We start from the raw sequence: 22,256 nt of genomic DNA, 5'->3' as shown, positions 1-22,256 counted from the left end.
TTATTTTAATTGAGAAGCATCTATACTTACATGTACTGTTACTTCGTTTTTAATAACTCCGTTTGCTACAGGCATTTGGAATTTAACTCCAAAATCTTCTCTCTTAATATCGGTAGGTTCAGTTTTAATGCTTACTTTGCCTTCCTCTACCTTTACATTAGCTTTAAATTGCACTGGTTTTGTAATTCCTTTAATGGTAAGATTACCATCTAAAAGAGTGTTATAATCTCCTTCGGTAGTTTCTGTAACCTTAGTGATTTCAAAAGATGATGTTGGGAATTTTTCCACCTCAAAAAAATCTTCATTTTTAAGATGTCCATCTAATTTAGCCGATTTCTCTGCGTCATCTGTAATATCTCTGTTCGCTAAAGTGTTCATATTCGCCACGAATTTCCCACTCTCTAGCTTACCGTCTTTTACGGTAATTTCCCCACTTTCAAATTTAATATCTCCAAAGTGGCTAGTATTATCAGACTTTACTACTTTATAGCCTTTCCACTCTATCTTACTGGTTGCTGTATCTATGGCATATACTTGCCCCTCTTTAGTAGTGGTAACTTCATTAGATTCACTAGTAAGAGGTTTATCTTTTCCGCAAGAACTTAGAGCTAACAGACCAATGCTCGTTGCAAAGAATAAGCTTAAAATGTTTTTCTTCATTGTAGTTTGTATTTATTATGATTAAAGATATAGGGCTAATATAAGGATTTTTATATAAATATGCAAATAAATAATTTCTAAACTAAGCTTTATCTAAAGTAAAAATAAAACTCGCTCCGTTTAAATACACACTTTTGGCTTCAATATTTTGCCCGTGAGCTTCTAAGATGTGTTTTACAATAGCTAAACCTAAACCAGACCCACCTTCCCTTCTGTTTCGGCTGCTTTCTACACGATAAAAGCGTTCAAAAATACGGGGAAGTATCTCTGGTTTTATCCCCATACCATTGTCTTTAACCTCTACCACTACTTTATCTTTATGAACTGAAGTAATAACTTCTACCACCGCTTTCTCTCTATTAGCGTAATGTATTGCGTTAGAAACTAAATTGAGTAAAACTTGTGATATTTTCTGTTTATCGGCTAAAACCCATATAGCTCCATTACTTTTAAGGCTTAGCTGAGTGCCCTTCTTTTGAGCCTCTATATCTAAAAAATCAAAGATTTCCTTTACCAAAACATTGAGGTCAAATTTTACAAATTCAAGAGTGATTTCCCCACTCTCAAAGCGGTTAATCATATCTAAATCTTTAACGATATTCATCAATCTATCTAAAGATTTATCTATACGGTGCAGATATTTATCTCTGATTTCTAAGTCTTCTACACCACCATCTATAAGAGTTCCCACATAGCTCTGTATAGAAAATAATGGAGTTTTGAGCTCGTGTGATATGTTACCTATGTACTCTTTACGGTAGCGTTCCATCTCCTTCATCATATCAATCTCTGAACTTGCCTTTTCGCTAAGTCCAGAAATTCGTTCGCCTAGTTCTTTAAAATTGATATTCTCGTCTTCGGTGGCAATTTCATCTGGTAGAATAGTAGAGATTTGCCTTATCTTTTCTTTACCATAAAATCTAAATAAAAAACTAACAATAGTATAGTTAATAAAGAAAATAACCGACAGAACGAATAAAATAACAATGAAGCCCACATTATTAAACCAGTCTTTAGTTTTTACATATTCAAATGCAAAAACCACCAACCCCATAGCACCTGTAAGACACAGAGACGCTACAATACTAAGCGAACTTGGTTTCATTTTTAACCTAAATAATCAATTTATAACCAATTCCTTTAAGTGTTTGGATACTTTTGGAGCCTAGTTTCTCTCTTAATCTTCGGATATGAACATCTATTGTGCGTTCTCCTACCACTACATCGTTCCCCCATACTTTTTCTAAAATCTCCTCTCTTTTAAATACTTTTTCGGTATTAGACGCCAAAAGATTCAGCAAATCAAATTCCTTTTTAGGTAATATAAAACTTTCATCGCCTTTGGTTACCTTAAAATTATCTCTATCAATAATTAAATGCCCTATTTTTAGAATTTTATTTTTTTCTTCCACTTGTTGCGTAAGATTCATTAGAGCATTTACCTTAGAAATAAGCACTTTAGGTTTAATGAGCTTTACAATATAATCATTAGCACCTGCTTGGTAGCCCGCTAACTGCGAAAACTCCTCTCCTCTTGCAGACAAAAAGACAATAAGACACCCTTCTAATGTTGCTATTTTTCTAATCTCTTGACAAGTCTCTATACCATCCTTATCAGGCATCATAACATCAAGAAGAATAAGATGTGGAAGTATTTCTTTAGCCTTCTCTATACCTTCGTTTCCATTATTGGCAGTGTGTACCTCATACCCTTCTTTCTTCAAGTTATAGGAAATAATTTCCAAAATATCAGGCTCATCATCTATTAGGAGTATTCTTTTGCCTTTCATTTTTAGTTTTTATTAGTTAGGGGCTCAAATTTAATCATTTTTTAACTTAAAATTAACACGCCTCTGTTTCTTAATATAAAGTTAATATTTCCCATCATCCGTTAAACATTATTTAATACAAAGTTAAAATCTCCGAAACCTTAATTTAAGCCATAATATAATTTCTTTGCACCAGTAAAAATGAATATCTAATAAGTTTAAAAATGAAGTATCATAAGCTTAGTCTTGCGGTTTTGTTCTTATGTTCCTCCACTACATTCGTCTTGGGACAGGAAGTGAAAAAAGACAGTATTAAAAATGAAAAGAAAATAGATGGTGTTCAGCTAAAAGCTACTATTAACAAAAAAACTGAAACTGCAGTATTGCAGGCTGTTAAAAAATCTAGCGTTCAGGTACAAGCCATGGGTTCTGAAGAAATCTCTAGGAAGGGTATTTCTAATGTAGAACAGAGTTTAACCAAAATCACCGGAGTGAACACTGTGGAAGGTAAAGGACTGTTTGTAAGAGGATTAGAAGAAAGATACAACACTTTACTTATCAATGGACTAGGCTCACCATCTAACAATCCCTTCCAAAAAATCATTGCTCTGAAACAGTTCCCAACAGATGTGGTAGGGAAACTTAATATTTATAAAACTTTTAATTCTAACCTCTATGCTGATTTTGCAGGAGCTACCTTTGATATAGAAACCCTATCCTACGATAAGCCTTTCACAAAAGTAGAATTTAGTATAGGATTTAACAGTCAAACTACTTTTAGAGATAGATTTAAAATCAGTGAGAATGCCAACACTATAGATGGTTATCTAGGTCTAAATTATAGAAATAGACAACTACCTAGCGAGGTTAAAGGTTTCCGACCGTCTAATTATATTTTCAATGGTCAAGAATCTGTTTCTTCTTTCAAAGATTCTTGGAATGTGGATAATATAAAAGCATTGCCTAACACAGGACTTTCCTTTACGACTGCTCAGCGTTTTAAAGCTGGTTCTGGTAGAATTGGGTTGCTTTTATCCTTAAATCAAGCTAATAAATATCAATATCAAGAAGGACATAATAATCTATTCTTATTCTCAGGCTCTAACATTACCTATAACAATAAACTCTACCAAAAAGAGTATGAATATGAAACCGAATCTTCTGCACTATTGGGCTTAGGCTATAAAAACAAAGGTACAGATGTAATGTTGAATGCCATATTCCTCCAAAACTCTACCAACATCATACAGGATAACATAGGATATGTAGACCAAGGGAACTCTGGAGAAGGGCTGTTCCGTGTGAACCAACAAGACATTTCTAGATTTACAGATATACAACTTATCGCATCTCAAAAGCTGGGTAAAAGACACCTTATAAAAGTTGGTGGTAGCTGGGTGAATAACATTTACCAACAGCCTGATAGAAAGATATTTTCTGGAACTCCTGAAACCCCTCACAACTATGACAGAATAAGGCTAAGCTACGGTGGTAATAACCTTATACGCCAATACCTAGATGTAAATGGTAAAAACTACCTTTCTGCCTTTGCAGAGTATAAATTAAGCCTAGGCGAAAAGAATGATAGAAAATCTTACCCTATAGAGCTGAGTTTAGGATATAATGGCTTTATGGATAGAAGAAGTACTTCATACAGATTTATTTACTCTGTGTTCAACAATAGTGCTTCACCAAATGGAAGAACCGTTATTATAAATCCAGATACACCACAAGACACCTTTAATCAATCAACTCTTAACGGTTTTTTTAATTATAGAGAAGGGTCTAATGTAGTATACAGAAACAACATCTATCAATTCGTAAATGCAGGATATACTAGCCTCAATTATAAGCCAAACGATACTTGGGACATCATTTTGGGCGGTAGAATAGAAAATAATATGAACATCACAAGGTACAAAGAACTTTCTAATTCTATCAATGGAAAATTTTTAAACCTCACTAGAAATCAGTATTATATACTACCTTCCCTATCGGTAAAAAAAGAACTTAACTCTAAAACTAACTTAAGATTTGCTTTCAGTAAAACCGTTACTAGACCTATCTTAATAGAGTATATGCCAATTACCTACATCAATCCTAATAATGAGAATATCCTAGGTAACCCAAGACTTACCAATAGTGAAAACTATAACTTTGACCTTAAGTATGAGCTATTTCCTACGAAAGACGAAATGTTTGCTTTTGGTATCTTCGGAAAGAAAATCGTAAATGCTATAGAAAAATCCTACACTGCATCGGCAAATTCTAATGGACAAACCATTACCTTTTTCAATGCCACCGAAGCCAATCTAGCAGGTATAGAGTTAGAAGGAATCATCAATCTAAAAAGAATTTCAGAAAGCCTTTCTCCTTTCTCACTAGGCACAAACGCTACCTTAATGTACTCTGATGTTAAGCGTAGTAGCCTACAAAAAGAACAAGAATCCAACAGACAAAAAGGATTAAAAAGAGGTTTACAAGGTGCTGCACCGTGGACTCTAAATGCAGATTTGAAATATGAGACAAAGAATGCAAAGAATTTAACTCAAACAGCATCTTTGGTGTATAATGTTTCTGGTTCTAAAATCCATACACTAGGATCAATCGGAGTAGATCATATTTATGAAAGACCTTTCCATAAGTTAGACTTTGTTTACCAAAAAGAACTTTCTAAACAATGGAAGGCCAAGTTTAGTATCATTAACCTACTCAACAGCAAATATAGACTAGAGTATGGAGACAATAGTGATGTAGAAGTAAGAGCAGATAGCTTCGTACATACAGACTATAGAAGAGGAACTAACTTTAATCTTTCAGTAGAATATACTTTTTAATTTGAATCAAAAAAATCAATAATTTAATCTAATAAAAATGAAAAAACATCTTTTATCATTATGCTCTTTAGCACTTGTACTATCTGTAACTTCGTGTACTATTGACATTCGTGAAGACAACGATGCTTCCACAAGTACCAAAATAGAAAATACTACTGGAAGTGTAATGGAAGGTTCTGGAAGCCTTAACGGTACTATTACTAAAGACCTCCTAATCAAAAAAGGTAACTATACTCTAGATGGTGTGGTAAAGGTAGCTAGTGGAGTTACACTTACCATAGAACCAGGAGCTGTATTTACTGCCAATTCTTCTAACGATACCAGTTTAGTAATTCTTCAAGGAGCTAAAATCAATGCACAAGGGACTGCGGACAACCCTATCGTATTTACATCTAACACCAAAATCCCTGGAGATTGGGGCGGAATTTCAATCTACGGTAAAGCCCCTATCATTGCTTTAAATGGAGCAAAAACGGCCATTTCTGAAGATGGAAATAATCTACAATACGGAGGTGATGATGCCAATGATAACTCAGGTGTAATGAAGTTTGTGAGAGTAGAATATGGAGGTAAAAAAATTGGAGATGGAAAATCAGAAAACAACTCTATGACTTTCTATTCTGTGGGAGCAGGTACTGTACTAGAAAACTTAGTAGCTTATAAAGGTACAGACGATGGATTTGAGTTCTTTGGAGGTACAGTAAGTGCCACTAACCTTGTTTCTTACGGAAACTTTGATGACTCTTTTGACTGGCAAGATGGTTGGTCTGGGCAAAATAATTCCAATTGGTTTGCATACCAAACAAAAGTAGGCAATTTCGGTATGGAAATAGAGGCTTCCTCTAACAAGAACAACACGGCTCCTAAAATTAATGGTATTACGCTCATCAGAGAAGCTGGTACTAAACCTGAAGTAGAAGGCTCTACAGAAATCTCTGCCATTCAGTTCAAAAAACAGGGTTCAGGAATATTTAAAAATGTTTATATAGATGGTTACAAAGATACCGATGGAAAGAAAGCCTATGCGGTACTTATCCAAGATAAAGATACCCAAAACGATCAAGTGGCTACCAACAATATTAAAGTAACACCTATCAACTATCTAAACTCATCTAATCCTGCTGTGTGGGGCTATGGTTACGCCAATGATAACCCAGCAAGTTTCACTTCTGATTCTTCGGTTAAGAAGGTAAATCTAGTTTCTGGAGCGTGGGCAAATGTAGATGGAGTGGACTTATTAAAGGCTTTAAAGTAAAATGTATTATAAGCACTAAAATTAAGTTTTTCATTGTAAAAATAAGCTATTTCAAACTGAGGTAGCTTATTTTTTATCTAATAAAAAAACGCAGATTACTAATCTCTTTGGATAATTCTATCTGAGCATAAATAAAATCGTATAATATTTTAGAAAAATAGCTACCATTAAGAATACCCCTTGCCCCTAATCCATTAAAAACATACAAATTAGAATATACCTCGTGAGCCCCCAAAATAGGTCTTCTATCCTTAACCGTAGGTCTAAAACCATAACAAACCTCTTGTATTTCAAAATCAAACGGATAAAATTCTCTAAGCCCATTTTTGAGTTGTTCTACGGCTTTAGTGTCTATTTCTTCATCAGTATTATCCCTATCATAGGTTCCTCCATAGTAAAAAACATCAGCTTCTTCTAAAGGAAATAGAAAATGCTTTTTCTTAATGGTAACATCAGAATATAACTCTTTGGATAATTTTACTTTAAGGTGATGCCCTTTATTGGGATTGACCATAATATCCCTAAAAAAAGGATTATTCTTAACACCTATTCCTTCTGCAAAAACAATCTTTTTGTAACTCCAATCTTTGTATTTATTATTTTCTACATCAAGTTGATTGTAATCAAACTTTTCTTTTATCAATTTATTTTGCTTCTCCAAGTATTGTAAATAACCACTAAAAAATAAAGGTACATTTAACCTTGAAGATTTTAATACTTTACCTGTTTCAAAAGGGTTTTCTACATTTTCTAATGCAGAAAAATCATCACTCAAAAAAGGCTTTAATTCTTCCTTCTCTAGTCTTTTTTTCTTCCACAATTCTCTCTCAGATTCGTCATGAAATATCCTATGTATAGGGGCTTCTATTAAATAATTTGTACCTGTATAAGCTTCTATTTCCTTCATTGTATCTGTAAGAAAGTCTATTTGCTCTTGAGCTTTCCAAAAAGTGGTAAATTTCTTAAGCACCACAGGATTTACAATACCAGCAGACACCTGAGATGCCCCTTTTTCACCATTTGAAAATAGGACAAAAGAGTGATTATTTTTCAATAATTGATGAGCAAAAAATAACCCTGCATAACCATCTCCTACGATAATATATTCTACATTTTTCATAAAATCTTTTTATTTTAAACACAAAACCTGAGCTTATGGACTCAGGTTTTATTATTATACAAAAACATACACAGAACACTGTAAATCTAGTAGTTCCACATATCGTTTTCCATTTCTAATATTTGGTTTTTAATCCTTTCGCTTTCTTCCAACTGAGCCTCTGCATCGTTAGGTATATAATCTTTAATTACACCATTTCCTAAGCCATTTTCAGATTTATAAATAATAGAAGAGAACCTTCTTGCATTAAGAATATCATCAAAACTTATATCGGAAGACAAGTTCTTACTATTGAATACTCTAGCATTAGCTGTAATCTCTCTAGCATCTGGATAGAACACCCAGAAAAGGTCAATCAGTTCTTCTTTATCAGCAAATTGTTGCCCCATAGTTTGTGGATCTGGTCCCATAGCAGCTATTCCAAGAAGACGATATTTCATTTGTCCATCTCTTCTATCAATATACCACATACCTTTTATTTTCAACAACTTAACATGTTCAGACTTCGTTTCATAAACATCTGTACCAGCTTTTTTATCTTCATCAGAAACCTTCTCACCACTGTTAATCTTATCAATGAGCCAGTCCGAAGTTACCACTCTACTCATTCTCTGCTGTATTTCTTCAGGTTTTAGCCTAGTAGTAAACATCTCATCATCATAAACTTCTTTTATTTTACCACTATTGATACCGTCTAATAGTAACTGATACAAAGACTTATTCTGAGATACCAAACCATCAGAATTATGATAGAAAGGCTGATTTATTTTCTCATTCATATCAATAATTTCCCACACCACCATACTTCTAAGAATATCTTTATCCTCTATATAGCCATAGTCTAATGGTTTTACTTCTGTAGATATTATTTCGTCTCCCTTTTGAGCTTGATTATCCTCTCTTAACTTTCGAAACTCCTCAGGAGATTTCGCATTAAGAATATTCTGTGCCCAAGCAAAACCAGAAGCTAATATGAAAGCACTAAAAATGATTTTTTTCATTGGTACTATTATTTTATTTTTCCTCTATTATTAAGGAATCTCAACTTTATAAAAATTACTGAACATTTATCACTACTGGAGAAATATTCTTAAGCATTTGTCCACCCAAACCACTAGCCGTAGCTTGTATATCGTAAACATAAACTACATCGCCAGAACGCAAGTTAGCTGTTTGTGCTGCTACTGAACTCAAACTATTACCACTGATAAAACTTGCTGCCTTACCTGGTATTTTCACTCTAAATCCAGTTACTGTAAAACTTACAGGAAATTCAAAATCTGGAATTGCGGCAGATATAGTTTGATTTTTAATAGAACTTGCAGGCATAGAAACCACATTCTGTCCTCTAATTTCCCCTTGCGGAGCAGGAACACTTTTCACTCTGAACGGGAATGAAGCTGTAGTAGCTTTACCATTAGGCAAAGTACCCGTAACTGTAATATTTACCGAATTACCAGCTCCTGGACGGATAATCCATTTGCCTTTACCTCCAGATACAGAAGCCCCAGCAGCAGATAATTTTACTGACGCATTATCAACACCTAGCATAGAAGCTGAAACAGGATTATCTACCCCTCTATAAAGTACATTCATCTTATCAGCAGAAACCACAGCCCCACTCTGCAATGCTACTTCCTTAGCCCCTGCTATTACACGATAAGCATGAGAAAAAGGTAATCTTATTTGCTTCTGATTAGCATCTAAAAATGTAATTTCTCCATTGAATTTAAAGTCACCTACACTCCCTGTATTAAGACTTTTGAACCCTTGACCATTAGCTGTTCTATCCACACCAGATATAGACATACCAGGAACAGAACTAGCATAAGTCCCAACAATTACCTTAGCTTCAGCTTTATCACCTTGTAAAACAACTGTTGGTGCAGCGACAATAGCTTCAAACGCATTAAACTTAATATCCGCATCTACTTTTTCTTTAAGCATATTAGCCAAAGCATCTGACTGTAAATTTCTAGCTTCAGACTGTAAAACCTCTAGATTAGCTAATGCAGCCACTAACGGCTGATTATAAAATTTAGAAATTAACCAATCTTTTTTAACACTACTTGTACTAACTGCCGTGCTAAAAGAACTGTTAGCTCTTTCTATAATAGCTTCATTCTGTGGCGTTTTAGGAAAAATTTGCAATGTTAAACTTTTAATTTCTCCCATTAGAGTTTTCAATTTCTCAGCATTTTTACTTGGACTAGCCTCATTTGCTTTATCAAAAAAATAAAGTGTAGAAGCATCCGTATTATTTAAAGCATTAAAATTAAACTCCTTAGAAGTCATATCCTGACCTGCAAACTTCTGCATCTCTGTCTTGGAAACCTCTATAAATTTTACTAAAGCATCTATTTTATCCTTTAATAATTTATATTGCTCATAAGGCTGCGAGAAAGACTCTGGAGAGTTTTCTGCCTTTTGGCGAAGAGTCTCCTCAAATATTTTATTCTTAGACTGAGTAAGTAATGTCGTCTGACTTAGTGTATCTCTTGTATCATTGTAAGAGCGTATAATCTCCTGATCTATCTGCATCGCAAGCATTGCAATGAAAACAAGATACATCAAGTTAATCATCTTCTGACGCGGTGATAATTTTTCCTTTGCCATTTTAGTTTTTTAAGGTTAAAAAATAGATTAAAACTTTGAAAAAGAAAATTTTATCCTTTCATCGCGTTCAACATACCTCCATAAACTCTATTAAGATTATTAAGGTTAGCTGTAAGCCCATCTAACTCTTGATTAAACTTCTCTGATTGTGCTACTGATTTTTGTAAATCAGAAACATATTTTTGATGATATTCTGACTGAGCTTTACCATGTTCTAACTGTAATGCATAAAGTGCATTCATACTCTCTAGATGATTAGCAGCCAATGTAAGCTGATCATTATACTTCTGAGTAGACGAAGACACATCTACAGTTTGATTTATCTGATCTACAGATGCAGAAAACTTATCTATTCCTGTTCTAAGTCTCTCAAATAGTTGTACATCTAGATTAGCCTCTTTTAACATTTTATCTAACTTTTCAGAAAGAGAAACCTCTAGTTGTTTTATATCTTGAGTTTGTTCTACTATATTATTTTTTCTAGGCTTAGGCTGTGCATTAGCATCTAATAATTCTGGATACACATTTTCCCAAGCATATTTAGTCTCCTCTAATGGAGGGTTAAACGCATATAGCAAGAATATGAGAGCCTCGGTAATTAGACCTGCTCCTAAAATCCAATTAGGATTGATTAAACCTCCGAAGGTAGTATGAGTCATTTTAAAAAATGCACCTAAAATTACTACAGAAGCACCTACAGAGTAGATGAAATTTAATGTTTTATCATTTAGTCTCATGATGTGAAAATATACTTATTACTTTTAATTTATTATTTTGTTTTTCTCTTAAACTTAGCTGAGCCTTCTGGTATATCCTGTACAGTTCTAAATCCTATATAGCTCCTAGCGGAATCTTTTCTTTCCCAGTCTCTATACCCCGTCATCAATAGATAACCCACGTCTTTCCAAGAACCTCCTCTTACTGATTTTTTAACATCTCTATATGCTTGGTTAGACAAGTGCGGATTTAGTGTTGAAGAAAACTGATAAGTTGCATTACTATACGGAGACTCTGTCCATTCAGATACATTTCCCGCCATATCATAAAGACCAAAATCATTCTTAGGGAAAGATTTTACAGGAGCTGTATAAGTGTAGTTTCCTTTCTTTTCGTCCTCTATATAATTACCTCTTTTAGGCTTAAAGTTTGCCATATAACAACCTCTATCATCCATTAAATAAGGTCCTCCCCAAGGATAAGTCGCATTTTCTCTACCTCCTCTAGCAGCATATTCCCACTCTGCTTCTGTAGGTAAACGGAATGCCATTGGAGATTCTTTTCTTTTCTTTGACTTTTTATTCTCATCTCTCTTAGCCTTAGTCTTGTAATCACAATAAGCTCTAGCTTGATCCCAAGTAATGCCTACTACAGGATAGTTTTTATAGGCTTTGTGCCAAAAGTAACCATCATATAGTGGAGTGTTATAAGCATAATTAAAATCTTTAATCCAAACTGTTGTATCAGGATAAACTGCAATACTTTCTTTTTTAAGATAATCTGAGCTTCTCTTACCATCTTTAACGGCAGACTCTATATCTTCCCACTTGTAGGCGTATTTCAATTTTCTAGTATCAATAATTCTCTCACCATTTATTCTTTCCGCTGGAGGAAGATACATAGATTCTATAACTTCTGCATACTGAACATCCGGATAATCAGATGTATTCCACTTTAAAGGAACTCCCCAATCTAATCTTTTAGACTCATCATAACCATCTCTACCTCCTTTAGAATCTAAATACTCTTGATATGGTGTAGCATTTCCTGCTTTTTTAGCGAGGTAAGCGTAATCTGATATTCCTGTACCATTACCTCCACCTGAAGTTACATCACCTGCTGCTTCTGCAAGTAAAGTTCTAGCAATAGAATCTCTTACATAGTCTATAAACAGTCTGTACTGAGCGTTGGTAACCTCTGTTTCATCCATAAAGAAAGAGGATACTGTAACCGTTTTTAATGGAGCTTTTTCTGGCATATTAGTATAATCTACATCTGCCATACCCATGACAAAGGAGCCTCCAGGAATAGCTACCATACCGTATGGTCTCTCTGCTACAAATGACTGTGATTTGTTTTTGGGTATAAGTTCTCCCTTAGTGGTAGGTTTACCAGAAGACTTACTTCCTCTAGAGCACGAAACAACCAAAGATGCTGATAAGAGTACAAAAAATATTTTTTTCATCTGATGATGTTTAATTTAATTTTCTAATTTTTAGTTTCAAACCAATTAACACAAAACTTATATATATTGATTTTAATGCGTAAATATAACCTTTTTTGAATTATTCATTCAAAAACATATAAGTGTTAACGAATTTTTATTACAATTATTTCATATAAAAGTAAAATATTTTACTCTACTGTAACTGACTTCGCCAAGTTTCTAGGCTGATCTACATTAGCTCCTCTGTAAACAGCAATATAATAAGCTAATAACTGTAATGGTACTGATGCTATAATAGGAGAGAAACATTCTGAAGTTTCAGGGATTTCAATCACATAGTCCGACATAGAAGCCACTTGTTCATCACCTTTAGTTACTACAGCTAGCACTTTACCTTTTCTGGCTTTAATTTCTTGCACATTACTCACCACTTTATCGTAATGTTTATTTTTAGGTGCTATTATTACGATAGGCATATTCTCATCAATAAGTGCAATAGGACCATGCTTCATTTCTGCTGCAGGATATCCTTCTGCGTGGATATAAGAAATTTCCTTCAACTTTAACGCTCCTTCTAAAGCTGCAGGGAAATTATATCCCCTACCAAGATACAAGAAGTTGGTTGATTCTACAAAATCATGTGCTACTTTCTTCACATAATCATGAGTAGAAGCCAATACCTCCTCTACTTTTTTAGGAATGGTATCTAGTTCTGTAATCAGCTTCATAAATTCCTGATTGCTTAAGTTTCCGTTATGCTTACCTAATTTAAGTGCAATCAAGGTTAAAATGGTTAATTGTGCGGTAAACGCCTTAGTAGAAGCTACCCCTATCTCTGGTCCAGCATGAGTATAAGACCCTGCGTCTGAAAAACGAGCAATAGAAGAATCTACTACATTACAAATACCATAAATAAATGCCCCTTTTTCTCTTGCCATTTTAATAGCTGCCATTGTATCAGCTGTTTCTCCCGACTGAGAAATCGCAATAACGACATCCTTATCCGTTATAATTGGGTTTCTATATCTAAACTCAGAAGCATATTCTACCTCTACAGGTACTCTTGCAAATTCTTCAATAAGGTATTCTCCTATCAATCCTGCATGCCAAGAAGTACCACAAGCAATGATAATGATACGATTAGCATTATTCAATTTCTCCAAATGATCCCAAATACCAGCCATCTTAATAATACCTTCATCTACCAAAAGACGACCTCTCATAGTATCGTGAATAGATTTAGGTTGCTCAAAAATTTCTTTAAGCATAAAATGCTCATAGCCCCCCTTCTCTATCTGCTCTAGATTAAGCTTAAGCTCTTGAATGACTGGAGTGATTTTAGAATTATCTTCTATTTTTCTAATATCTACACCATTCTCTAAAGATATAGTTGCTATATGACCTTCCTCTAGATAGATAGCCTCTTTAGCAAATTCTACAAATGGAGAGGCATCTGATGCAATAAAATATTCTTTATCACCTATCCCTATCGCAAGAGGAGAACCCAACCTTGCTACTACTAAAAGGCTAGGATAATCTTTATGCATTACCGTAATTGCATACGCTCCATAAACCTCGTTAAGAGCATAACGGACTGCTTCTGGAAAATCTAATTCTTTATTTTCATCCATAAAATACTGAATAAGATTAACTAAAACTTCAGTATCTGTCTCTGAATGAAAAATATAACCTTTAGACACTAACATAGTTTTAATGGTATCATAGTTTTCTATAATCCCATTATGTACTATAGCCACCTTACCATTATTAGAAACATGAGGGTGTGAGTTTTTATCACTAGGTACACCGTGAGTAGCCCACCTAGTATGCCCCATACCTATGTGTGATGTATTTTTAAGATTCTCTGATATACTTACTAAATCGGAAACTTTACCCTTTGTCTTTTTTATATCATAAGAACTAGATGAGTCTTCCAATACTATCCCAGCACTATCATACCCTCTATATTCTAATCTTTTAAGACCGTTAATAACTACTTCGTAAGCATCTCTATGCCCTGTATATCCTACTATTCCACACATATACCTTATTTTTTAGCGTAAATAATATTTAATTTCACTTTATTCTGATTGGTTGTTTTAGAACCAACTAATACTATTCTTTGAGGAGCATAAGCTCTAGTATTATAGTTTTGTCCTAGCAAAGTTCCCTGTGTACTTTTTAAATAATCTCCCACATTAATTTCTAAATCTTTATTCTCTACCTCCTTTTCTATAATATTTTTAAGAGTTTGAGTAATGGTAATATCATAGTAAGCAGGATTACTTGTTAAATCAGAAGTTTTAACGAGAGAGTAAGACGATGATAAAGACATTGCGGAAACATCAGCTAAAAAGTCATTAAGATTAGCATACTTCACTAAGAAATTTGATGGTTTAGCATAAGATTTATTCCATACACTATCATCTGTATATAATCTTATTTTAGCAGAAAGAATGCCTATATTTTCGTTTTTATAAAGATTTTTAATTTTTTGTATTTCTGTTGCAGGTATTCTTAAAACAGCTCCAGCTCCTCCCATACCTTGTAGGTAGAGCCTTTCGTCTCCATTAGTTGTATCAATATTAGCAAGTGCTGTACTATAAGCCGAAGTTCTGTTATAATCTATTTGATTAAAATGAGTATTACTAGAACCTAAATCAAACTGATACACCGCAGAAGTTTTGGTAGTAGCTCCATTAGATGTTGTATCATAGGTATAATACATCTTAATGCTAGTGTCATTAGGAGTAAATCTAAAAATATAACCATCATTCTCTACTACAGAAAGTCTTATTCCTTTTATATAACGGATAAAACTAGCCGCATCTTTCAGTTCTGTAGCTCCTTGCTTACTTACTATTTTATCTTGAAAATACTGTGCATCAAGAGGAATTCTAACGCCTACGGTTCTAGATAACAATTCTTTACTATCAGCATCGCTTGTAATACTAACCGACGACACCTTACCATTAAGTGGTACCGTTGCCAAATTAACTCCTAGTGCCACTTTTTGGTTAGAGTAATATTTCTTCTCTGTAGAATACAAGAAATCATCTACTTCATCTACTTTAAGCGTTAGTGATTTATTATTACCATACTTCTGTATAGGATACGTTGTTACTACCTTTTTAGCCGCTACATTACCTGTAAAAATATAGTCTTCATCTGTTGATGTAGTTGCAGAGTCTGAAGCGTAAATAGGTTTCAATTCTAAAACAACTGAATCTACCTTCGCATTAGTCCCAAAATCAGGATTATAGCTAGATAATCGTAACTGTGTTATATAAGAAGACTTTTGCATTCCAAAATTATCTTCTGCAAAAGCCCCTAGAGTCGCCTGAGAAATACGAGATGCATCAGACTGTATGGTATCATTATTATTGAGGTTGTAAGCTATCACATCGTAGCTCTGCGTTTCACCTGTTGCTGCCCCACTTGCAAAAAACTGCTCTCCAAGATTATTTGCATCTGACTCGCAACTTTGTATCACTAAACTCCCTAATCCTGCTACAACAAACAGTTTAAGGATTTTTTTTGTTTCTATTATCATTGAATGTATTAAATAAAATCTATTTCTTAATATATCTCACCTACAGACTCAGGAGTAACATACTCTTTCTTATCTGAACTTGCTTGAGAAAAACTTTCATCTAAATTTTGTTCCAAAAATTCATCTCCTTTCACTACCACATCTACAAGATTCATACCTTCTTCTAAAAAACTATAGAAGCTAGGATTATCAAACGCTTTAATTCCTTTTATATTGTCGAATTTAAACTTATTTACCACCGCTTTTTTGTCAAAAACTAAATTTTCTTCATTATATACAGACAAAACAAACTTGGTATCATCAAAATAAGAATCTTTTTTGTAATAATGTTTTAGATATACAGGTATAAATGCTGACATCCAACCATTAAGATGAACCACATCTGGCACCCAATTAAGTTTCTTAATAGTTTCTATAACACCTCGTGCAAAAAACATCGCTCTTTCATCATTATCATCGAAAGGAAGCCCCTCTTCATCTTTGTAAGTAAATTTTCTTTTGAAATAATCTTCATTATCTATAAAGTAAACCTGTAACCTTTCCCCTGGCAAAGAAGCCACTTTAATAATTAAAGGTTGGTCTAAATCATTAATAATAATATTCATTCCTGAAAGCCTAATCACCTCGTGTAACTGAAACTTTCTTTCACTAATATATCCAAAACGAGGCATGAAGACACGCACATCATTTCCATCACCATACATTTTAAGAGCCATTCTGTTTACCGCATCAGACATTGCACTTTCTTCTTGGTAAGGAAACATCTCTGTAGTAACATATAAAATCTTTTTGTCTGGCATAATTGTTATTTTTTATCTTCAACTTAAAAGACAGTTCTCTATGCAAAAATACAACTTTTTAAACTAATAACAGTGTATTAACAATTTTTTATAATTTTGGAGAAATTTTTCAAATGAAAATATTAGACAGTAGGAAAGAATTAGAAAACTATATTAAACATAATAAACTGAACGGCAATACCATAGGTTTTGCTCCTACTATGGGAGCTTTGCATAAGGGACACATTTCTCTCTACGAGGCAGCTAGACCTCACAACGAGATTGTAGTTTCATCTATATTTGTTAATCCTACACAGTTTAACAACCCTGACGACCTAGAGAAGTACCCAAGAACTCTAGAAGCTGATTTAGAAAAACTTAAAAAATCAAAATTAGTAGATGCTGTATATACCCCAAGTATAGAAGATATCTACCCCGAAAAATCCGTGGCGAAAAATTACGATTTTGATGGCTTGGAAAACGAAATGGAAGGCAAGATGAGACCTGGACATTTTGATGGTGTAGGCACAGTGGTAGAAGAGCTTTTCCGACAAGTACAACCAGACAACGCTTACTTCGGTGAGAAAGATTTCCAGCAACTTGCCATTATCAGAAAGTTAGTGGAAAAGAAAAACCTTCCAATCAATATACACGGAGTGCCTATTTACAGAGAAGAAAACGGCTTAGCTATGAGTTCTAGAAATATGCGATTATCCGAAGCTGAAAGAGAAGATGCCAAAATTATTTATGAAACCCTTTTAAAGGTAAATGATTGGTTTAGAGTTGTTAGCATTCCAGAAATAAAAGAGAGAGTAAATTCCATTTTTAAAAAAGAAAAAAACTTTGATTTAGAATACTTTGTAATTGCTGATGAAAACACTTTAAAAGAAACCGATTTCTTCTATAAGGACTGTTCTTACAGAGCTTTTATTGTTGTTCATGTAAATCAAGTAAGACTTATAGATAATATGCATCTAGCCTAATTTCCAAATAGTCATACTATGTATAAAAAGATTTTATTTACCATTTCTATTTTTATCACCGTTATTTCCTATGCACAGGAAACACTTCCGTATTACCAACAATACTTATTAGATGGTAAATATCTCTTTAATCCCGCTCATTTTGGAGAAACAGACGACATTATAATCAATAGTCATTATCAAAAACAATTCTCCAAACTAGAACATTCCCCCAACACACAATCTATAGGTGCACACGCCAATGTTACTGATAGGCTAGGTGTAGGTGCTTACTTTTTCAGAGACCAAAATGGACCTATCTCTGCCAACGGTATCAATATAGGAGCAGCTTACTTTATCCCAATAGATGATAATGAAAGAAAAAATCAATTTTCCTTTGGTACAAGTATCAACCTTTATAACTCCAATATAGATTTAGCCCTCCTTAATCCCAAAGATTCTGGCGATCCTCTAATACAAAGCGGTACTAACAGCGTATTTTTAACCTACGCTAACTTAGGCTTACAAGCTACTTACAATGGCTTTTTTGGTAGTTTTTCAGTAGTGGATATTCCTCTAAGTAAAACCACCTATATAGTGAATGGAATAGAACCTTCTCCCACCAAATTTTTCATCAACACTGGCTACGATTGGGATTTTTCTGAGAACCTTTCATTAGAACCCTCTGTTTTAATCAATCTAAACACCAACTCTTCTAGAATTATTGATGCTAATTTGTTAGCAAAAATTAAAGACGAAGACAATTATTTCGCAGGAGGCATCAGCTACAGAACAGCCAAATCAGCATTTGGAAGCCAACAACTTAGTTTTTCTCCTCTTATCAAACTTAAATTTAACCAATTTAGTTTCGGAGCTGCTTATAACATCAACCTCTCTCCTATTGCAGATTATGGTGGCAACAGCTTTATGATTAACTTAGGCTACGCTTTTGAAAATTTTATCAATACTAGAGGCTTCCGATATTAAACATTAAAAATCATCTATCTTTGATATACTTACACATTCCGTTTTGCAAGCAAAAATGCAGTTATTGTAACTTTCACTTTTCCACTTCGTTGAAATTGAAAGACGATATACTTTTAGCTCTAAAAAAAGAATTATACCTAAGACAACACGAACTAGAAAATAAAAGTCTACCATCATTATATTTTGGTGGCGGCACACCTTCAATCCTTAGCGTAGATGAAATACAAAGACTTATAGACGAGGTATTGAGATATTTTACATTTAATTCTGATATAGAAATTACCTTAGAAGCAAACCCCGATGATTTAAACCAGTCCTTCTTAAAGGCTCTTTCTAACACGCCTATCAACAGGTTAAGCATTGGCACTCAAAGTTTTTTTGAAGAAGATTTAAAACTTATGAACAGAGCCCATAGTGCTTCCGAAGCTGAAAGTTCCATAAAAAGAGCCCAAGACACAGGTTTTGAAAACATTAGTATAGATTTAATCTATGGTTCGCCAACTTCCAACCATTCTCTTTGGAAAGAAAGTTTACAAAAAAGTATAGAACTTCAAGTGCCACACATCTCATCTTATGCCCTTACTGTGGAACCCAAAACTGCTCTACAAAAGTGGATTGAACAGGAAAAAATCAATGCTCCGAAAGAAGAAGAACAGTTTATTGCTTTTCAATACCTTTCAGAAACACTTAAGTCAAACGGATTTGAACATTACGAAATTTCTAATTTCTCCAAACCAAACTATCACTCTAGGCATAATACCGCCTACTGGAAAGGCTTGCCTTATTTAGGCATAGGACCTTCGGCTCACTCCTACGACGGACAAAAACAACGCAGCTGGAATATCGCTAATAATAGTTTATATATCAAAAGTTTAGTAGAAAACTCTCTTCCAAAAGAAACGGAAATTTTATCAGAAAAAGAACAATTTAACGAACTCATTATGATAGGACTTCGCACCAAATGGGGCGTTAAATATAACATCATCAACCAATTTTCGGAAAAGATACTAAAGCCATTCCAAAAAAGCCTAGAAACAAAACTAAGTTTAGGAACATTAAAACTAGAAGAAAATCAGATTTTTATACCAGAAGAACATTGGTTTATGGCAGATGGCATTATTTCTGATTTGTTTGTTGTCTGATTTATCTATTTTTGTTCATATTTAAAAACCCAAACACAATGAAAAGAGTTATTATATTACTACTAACAGGACTTTCTCTTATCTCTTGCCAAACTCAATACGGCATAAACGAAGATAAAGTACAAAGTTACATGGATAAAAATGAGTTTACCGTAATGGCAAAAAGGGCACTCCCTAATAATTACGATGTCATCAATATTGCACAATCGTTCCCTACAGTTGGAAGCCGAATGTTTGAACTAGATTACGGCTATGCTATTACTCTAAAAAAAGACAGTCTATCTATTAATCTTCCCTACTTTGGCAGAATGTTTAACGCTAGTCTAGACCCTTCTAAAAACAGTTTCAATACAGCGACAAAAGATTTCAAATTCTCCAAAAACAAAACTAAAAAAGGATATACCTATCATTTTAGTCTTTCTCACCCTGAAAATGTAAGTGATATATACATTGATATTCTAAAAAACGGAAAAGCCTACATCTCCATCAACAGTAGAGACAGACAACCTATTTCCTACGATGGCTACCTTGTAGAACAACCTTAGAATCTGTATAATTAAGGCATTATATCATCTAATCTTTTGAGTTTAGTAGGAAAACCTTATTTTTGCACCTAAATAGAAAACAAAGAATGTTAGAATACATTGACGCATATCTACAAGAGGTAAAGCAATTTCAGTCTTCAAACAAAGATGAAATAGAGCAATTCAGAATAAAATTTAACGGTAAAAAAGGAATTTTAAATGCCATCTTTGATGAGTTTAAACAAGTTCCGAACGAACAAAAAAAGGCTTTTGGACAAAAAATAAATGTTCTAAAACAAGCTGTTGCCGAAAAACTAGAAGAGCTTAAAAATGCAACCGCCTCTAGTATTGTTGTAGAAAAAGAAGATTTAACTCGTCCTGGGTATCCTTTGGAATTGGGGAGCAGACACCCTATCAACTTAGTTAAGAATAGAATTATCGAGATATTTAAGTCCATAGGGTTTGCCGTGTCAGACGGTCCAGAAATAGAGGACGACTGGCACAACTTTACAGCCCTTAACCTCCCCGAATATCACCCTGCTAGAGATATGCAGGATACGTTTTTCATAGAGCAGAATCCTGACACCCTCCTTAGAACACACACTTCGTCTGTGCAGATAAGACATATGGAACAGAACCAACCTCCAATGCGTATTCTATCACCGGGTAGAGTATTTAGAAATGAGGCTATTTCTTCTCGTTCGCATTGTATTTTCCACCAGATAGAAGGACTTTATATTGATGAAAAGGTAAGTTTTGCGGATTTGAAGCAAACCATACAGTTTTTCACTACGGAGCTTTTTGGAAAGTCTAAAATTAGAATGAGACCGTCTTATTTCCCATTCACCGAGCCAAGTGCGGAGGTTGATGTTTATTGGGGACTTAACTCCGAAACAGACTACCGAATTACTAAAGGTACTGGTTGGCTAGAAATTATGGGCTGTGGTATGGTAGACCCTGCTGTGCTTAAAAATGTAAATATAAACCCTGATAAATACAGCGGCTATGCTTTTGGTATGGGAATAGAGCGAATCGTGATGCTCCTCTACCAAATGAGCGACATTCGTATGTTCTTTGAAAACGATGTAAGAATGTTAGAACAGTTTAAAACGCTATAAGTAACAAAAAAAGGAAACTTAAAATTTTAAGTTTCCTTTTTTATTTTTAATGGGTATATGCTGCAAAGGCTTCTTCTAAGGAAGCATATTTGCCTTTGAACTCCTCTATTGGAGAATCTTGCATAATGTTGCCCTTGTGTATCAGTATCACTCTACTGCACAACGCCTCTACCTCCTGCATAATATGTGTAGATAGAATAACCGTTTTTTTACGCCCTATTTCTTTAATCACTTCTCGTATCTCTAAAATTTGGTTAGGGTCTAGTCCGTTGGTTGGCTCGTCCAAAATCAACAAGTCTGGTTGGTGGATAATAGCTTGGGCTAATCCCACCCTCTGTTTATACCCTTTGGATAATTGTCCTATTTTCTTAGATTTCTCTGGTGTTATCCCTACCAAATCTATCACTTCATCTATCCTCTGTTTAGATATATGATGAATATCTGCCACCAACTCTAAATACTCTCGCACATACATTTCCGTATAAAGCGGATTATTTTCTGGCAAAAAGCCTATCTTTTTCTTAGCATCTAATGTTCCTACTAACAAAGAGCCATTGAAAGAAATTTCCCCTTCTTCTATATCCAAAACACCAGAAATGGTTTTCATTAAAGTAGATTTGCCTGCCCCATTAGGTCCTAACAAACCTATAATTTCATTTTTTTGTATGGTAAGGTTAATTTGGTTTAATGCGACCTGCTCCCCAAACTTTTTAGTAAGATTTACAATATCCAAAATCATATATCAATAATATCAGTAACAAATGTACAAA

At 34.1% G+C, this 22,256-nt stretch carries 19 protein-coding genes; 7 read left to right on the top strand and 12 right to left on the bottom strand.

The genetic code is table 11. The features are described from left to right. The 3 genes from RA0C_RS09360 to RA0C_RS09350 form a co-directional block, all read right to left on the bottom strand. Positions 1–660, bottom strand: coding sequence for a YceI family protein (locus RA0C_RS09360; protein ID WP_013447160.1), 660 nt, complete (start codon positions 658–660; stop codon positions 1–3). An 82-nt stretch (positions 661–742) separates the two neighbouring features. Beyond that, complete coding sequence (locus RA0C_RS09355; protein ID WP_013447159.1) at positions 743–1,765, bottom strand: sensor histidine kinase; 1,023 nt, start codon at positions 1,763–1,765, stop codon at positions 743–745. A 7-nt stretch (positions 1,766–1,772) separates the two neighbouring features. Continuing rightward, a complete protein-coding gene (locus RA0C_RS09350; RefSeq protein WP_013447158.1) occupies positions 1,773–2,450 on the bottom strand; it encodes a response regulator transcription factor in 678 nt (225 codons plus the stop codon). A 203-nt stretch (positions 2,451–2,653) separates the two neighbouring features. Between RA0C_RS09350 and RA0C_RS09345 the strand changes: the two genes are divergently transcribed. Next, positions 2,654–5,266, top strand: coding sequence for a TonB-dependent receptor plug domain-containing protein (locus RA0C_RS09345; protein ID WP_013447157.1), 2,613 nt, complete (start codon positions 2,654–2,656; stop codon positions 5,264–5,266). 37 nt (positions 5,267–5,303) lie between these two features. Further along, positions 5,304–6,521: a hypothetical protein gene (locus tag RA0C_RS09340; RefSeq protein WP_013447156.1), complete on the top strand. Its 1,218-nt coding sequence runs from the start codon at positions 5,304–5,306 to the stop codon at positions 6,519–6,521. Positions 6,522–6,594: 73 nt separating this feature from the next. Here RA0C_RS09340 and RA0C_RS09335 read toward each other — a convergent pair whose 3' ends face one another. The 8 genes from RA0C_RS09335 to RA0C_RS09300 form a co-directional block, all read right to left on the bottom strand. Next, on the bottom strand, positions 6,595–7,641 hold the full coding sequence (locus RA0C_RS09335; RefSeq protein ID WP_013447155.1) for an NAD(P)/FAD-dependent oxidoreductase: 1,047 nt from the start codon (positions 7,639–7,641) through the stop codon (positions 6,595–6,597). Between the two features lie 86 nt (positions 7,642–7,727). Beyond that, positions 7,728–8,642 carry a type IX secretion system ring subunit PorN/GldN gene (porN, locus tag RA0C_RS09330; RefSeq protein ID WP_004919565.1) on the bottom strand — a complete coding sequence of 305 codons (915 nt, stop codon included), beginning with the start codon at positions 8,640–8,642 and terminating at the stop codon, positions 7,728–7,730. 55 nt (positions 8,643–8,697) lie between these two features. Further along, positions 8,698–10,257, bottom strand: coding sequence for a type IX secretion system motor protein PorM/GldM (gene porM, locus RA0C_RS09325; RefSeq protein WP_013447154.1), 1,560 nt, complete (start codon positions 10,255–10,257; stop codon positions 8,698–8,700). Between the two features lie 50 nt (positions 10,258–10,307). Continuing rightward, on the bottom strand, positions 10,308–10,994 hold the full coding sequence (porL, locus tag RA0C_RS09320) for a type IX secretion system motor protein PorL/GldL (protein ID WP_004919571.1): 687 nt from the start codon (positions 10,992–10,994) through the stop codon (positions 10,308–10,310). Positions 10,995–11,026: 32 nt separating this feature from the next. Beyond that, on the bottom strand, positions 11,027–12,439 hold the full coding sequence (gene porK, locus RA0C_RS09315; protein WP_013447153.1) for a T9SS ring complex lipoprotein PorK/GldK: 1,413 nt from the start codon (positions 12,437–12,439) through the stop codon (positions 11,027–11,029). A 170-nt stretch (positions 12,440–12,609) separates the two neighbouring features. Continuing rightward, entirely contained in the window at positions 12,610–14,463 is a 1,854-nt protein-coding gene (gene glmS / locus RA0C_RS09310; protein WP_013447152.1) for a glutamine--fructose-6-phosphate transaminase (isomerizing), read from the bottom strand. A gap of 5 nt (positions 14,464–14,468) precedes the next feature. After that, a complete protein-coding gene (locus RA0C_RS09305) occupies positions 14,469–15,974 on the bottom strand; it encodes a DUF4270 domain-containing protein (RefSeq protein WP_004919576.1) in 1,506 nt (501 codons plus the stop codon). 26 nt (positions 15,975–16,000) lie between these two features. Continuing rightward, positions 16,001–16,774: a glycogen/starch synthase gene (locus tag RA0C_RS09300; protein ID WP_004919578.1), complete on the bottom strand. Its 774-nt coding sequence runs from the start codon at positions 16,772–16,774 to the stop codon at positions 16,001–16,003. Positions 16,775–16,887: 113 nt separating this feature from the next. Between RA0C_RS09300 and panC the strand changes: the two genes are divergently transcribed. The 5 genes from panC to pheS all read left to right on the top strand — a co-directional run bounded on the left by panC (position 16,888) and on the right by pheS (position 21,486). Further along, complete coding sequence (gene panC, locus RA0C_RS09295; RefSeq protein ID WP_004919580.1) at positions 16,888–17,736, top strand: pantoate--beta-alanine ligase; 849 nt, start codon at positions 16,888–16,890, stop codon at positions 17,734–17,736. An 18-nt stretch (positions 17,737–17,754) separates the two neighbouring features. Further along, positions 17,755–18,702 carry a PorP/SprF family type IX secretion system membrane protein gene (locus RA0C_RS09290; protein WP_004919581.1) on the top strand — a complete coding sequence of 316 codons (948 nt, stop codon included), beginning with the start codon at positions 17,755–17,757 and terminating at the stop codon, positions 18,700–18,702. A 35-nt stretch (positions 18,703–18,737) separates the two neighbouring features. Further along, positions 18,738–19,844 carry a radical SAM family heme chaperone HemW gene (hemW, locus tag RA0C_RS09285; RefSeq protein WP_100228501.1) on the top strand — a complete coding sequence of 369 codons (1,107 nt, stop codon included), beginning with the start codon at positions 18,738–18,740 and terminating at the stop codon, positions 19,842–19,844. Between the two features lie 38 nt (positions 19,845–19,882). Next, on the top strand, positions 19,883–20,389 hold the full coding sequence (locus RA0C_RS09280) for a DUF4251 domain-containing protein (RefSeq protein ID WP_004919585.1): 507 nt from the start codon (positions 19,883–19,885) through the stop codon (positions 20,387–20,389). A gap of 86 nt (positions 20,390–20,475) precedes the next feature. Then, positions 20,476–21,486: a phenylalanine--tRNA ligase subunit alpha gene (gene pheS / locus RA0C_RS09275; protein WP_013447150.1), complete on the top strand. Its 1,011-nt coding sequence runs from the start codon at positions 20,476–20,478 to the stop codon at positions 21,484–21,486. 46 nt (positions 21,487–21,532) lie between these two features. Here pheS and RA0C_RS09270 read toward each other — a convergent pair whose 3' ends face one another. Further along, the gene (locus RA0C_RS09270; RefSeq protein WP_013447149.1) at positions 21,533–22,225 is read right to left on the bottom strand and encodes an ABC transporter ATP-binding protein; all 693 of its coding nucleotides are present in this window, start codon (positions 22,223–22,225) and stop codon (positions 21,533–21,535) included. Positions 22,226–22,256: the final 31 nt, after the last annotated feature.

The organism is Riemerella anatipestifer ATCC 11845 = DSM 15868, from assembly GCF_000252855.1.
In the GTDB taxonomy this organism is placed as follows: domain Bacteria; phylum Bacteroidota; class Bacteroidia; order Flavobacteriales; family Weeksellaceae; genus Riemerella; species Riemerella anatipestifera.
This window is presented reverse-complemented; position numbering and strand designations above follow the sequence as displayed.

What these genes read in the sequence shown, in the direction of transcription:
- RA0C_RS09360 (WP_013447160.1), bottom strand. Translation starts at nt 660, where the DNA reads ATGAAGAAAAACATTTTAAGCTTATTCTTTGCAACGAGCATTGGTCTG.
- RA0C_RS09355 (WP_013447159.1), bottom strand. Translation starts at nt 1,765, where the DNA reads ATGAAACCAAGTTCGCTTAGTATTGTAGCGTCTCTGTGTCTTACAGGT.
- RA0C_RS09350 (WP_013447158.1), bottom strand. Translation starts at nt 2,450, where the DNA reads ATGAAAGGCAAAAGAATACTCCTAATAGATGATGAGCCTGATATTTTG.
- RA0C_RS09345 (WP_013447157.1), top strand. Translation starts at nt 2,654, where the DNA reads ATGAAGTATCATAAGCTTAGTCTTGCGGTTTTGTTCTTATGTTCCTCC.
- RA0C_RS09340 (WP_013447156.1), top strand. Translation starts at nt 5,304, where the DNA reads ATGAAAAAACATCTTTTATCATTATGCTCTTTAGCACTTGTACTATCT.
- RA0C_RS09335 (WP_013447155.1), bottom strand. Translation starts at nt 7,641, where the DNA reads ATGAAAAATGTAGAATATATTATCGTAGGAGATGGTTATGCAGGGTTA.
- porN (WP_004919565.1), bottom strand. Translation starts at nt 8,642, where the DNA reads ATGAAAAAAATCATTTTTAGTGCTTTCATATTAGCTTCTGGTTTTGCT.
- porM (WP_013447154.1), bottom strand. Translation starts at nt 10,257, where the DNA reads ATGGCAAAGGAAAAATTATCACCGCGTCAGAAGATGATTAACTTGATG.
- porL (WP_004919571.1), bottom strand. Translation starts at nt 10,994, where the DNA reads ATGAGACTAAATGATAAAACATTAAATTTCATCTACTCTGTAGGTGCT.
- porK (WP_013447153.1), bottom strand. Translation starts at nt 12,439, where the DNA reads ATGAAAAAAATATTTTTTGTACTCTTATCAGCATCTTTGGTTGTTTCG.
- glmS (WP_013447152.1), bottom strand. Translation starts at nt 14,463, where the DNA reads ATGTGTGGAATAGTAGGATATACAGGGCATAGAGATGCTTACGAAGTA.
- RA0C_RS09305 (WP_004919576.1), bottom strand. Translation starts at nt 15,974, where the DNA reads ATGATAATAGAAACAAAAAAAATCCTTAAACTGTTTGTTGTAGCAGGA.
- RA0C_RS09300 (WP_004919578.1), bottom strand. Translation starts at nt 16,774, where the DNA reads ATGCCAGACAAAAAGATTTTATATGTTACTACAGAGATGTTTCCTTAC.
- panC (WP_004919580.1), top strand. Translation starts at nt 16,888, where the DNA reads ATGAAAATATTAGACAGTAGGAAAGAATTAGAAAACTATATTAAACAT.
- RA0C_RS09290 (WP_004919581.1), top strand. Translation starts at nt 17,755, where the DNA reads ATGTATAAAAAGATTTTATTTACCATTTCTATTTTTATCACCGTTATT.
- RA0C_RS09280 (WP_004919585.1), top strand. Translation starts at nt 19,883, where the DNA reads ATGAAAAGAGTTATTATATTACTACTAACAGGACTTTCTCTTATCTCT.
- pheS (WP_013447150.1), top strand. Translation starts at nt 20,476, where the DNA reads ATGTTAGAATACATTGACGCATATCTACAAGAGGTAAAGCAATTTCAG.
- RA0C_RS09270 (WP_013447149.1), bottom strand. Translation starts at nt 22,225, where the DNA reads ATGATTTTGGATATTGTAAATCTTACTAAAAAGTTTGGGGAGCAGGTC.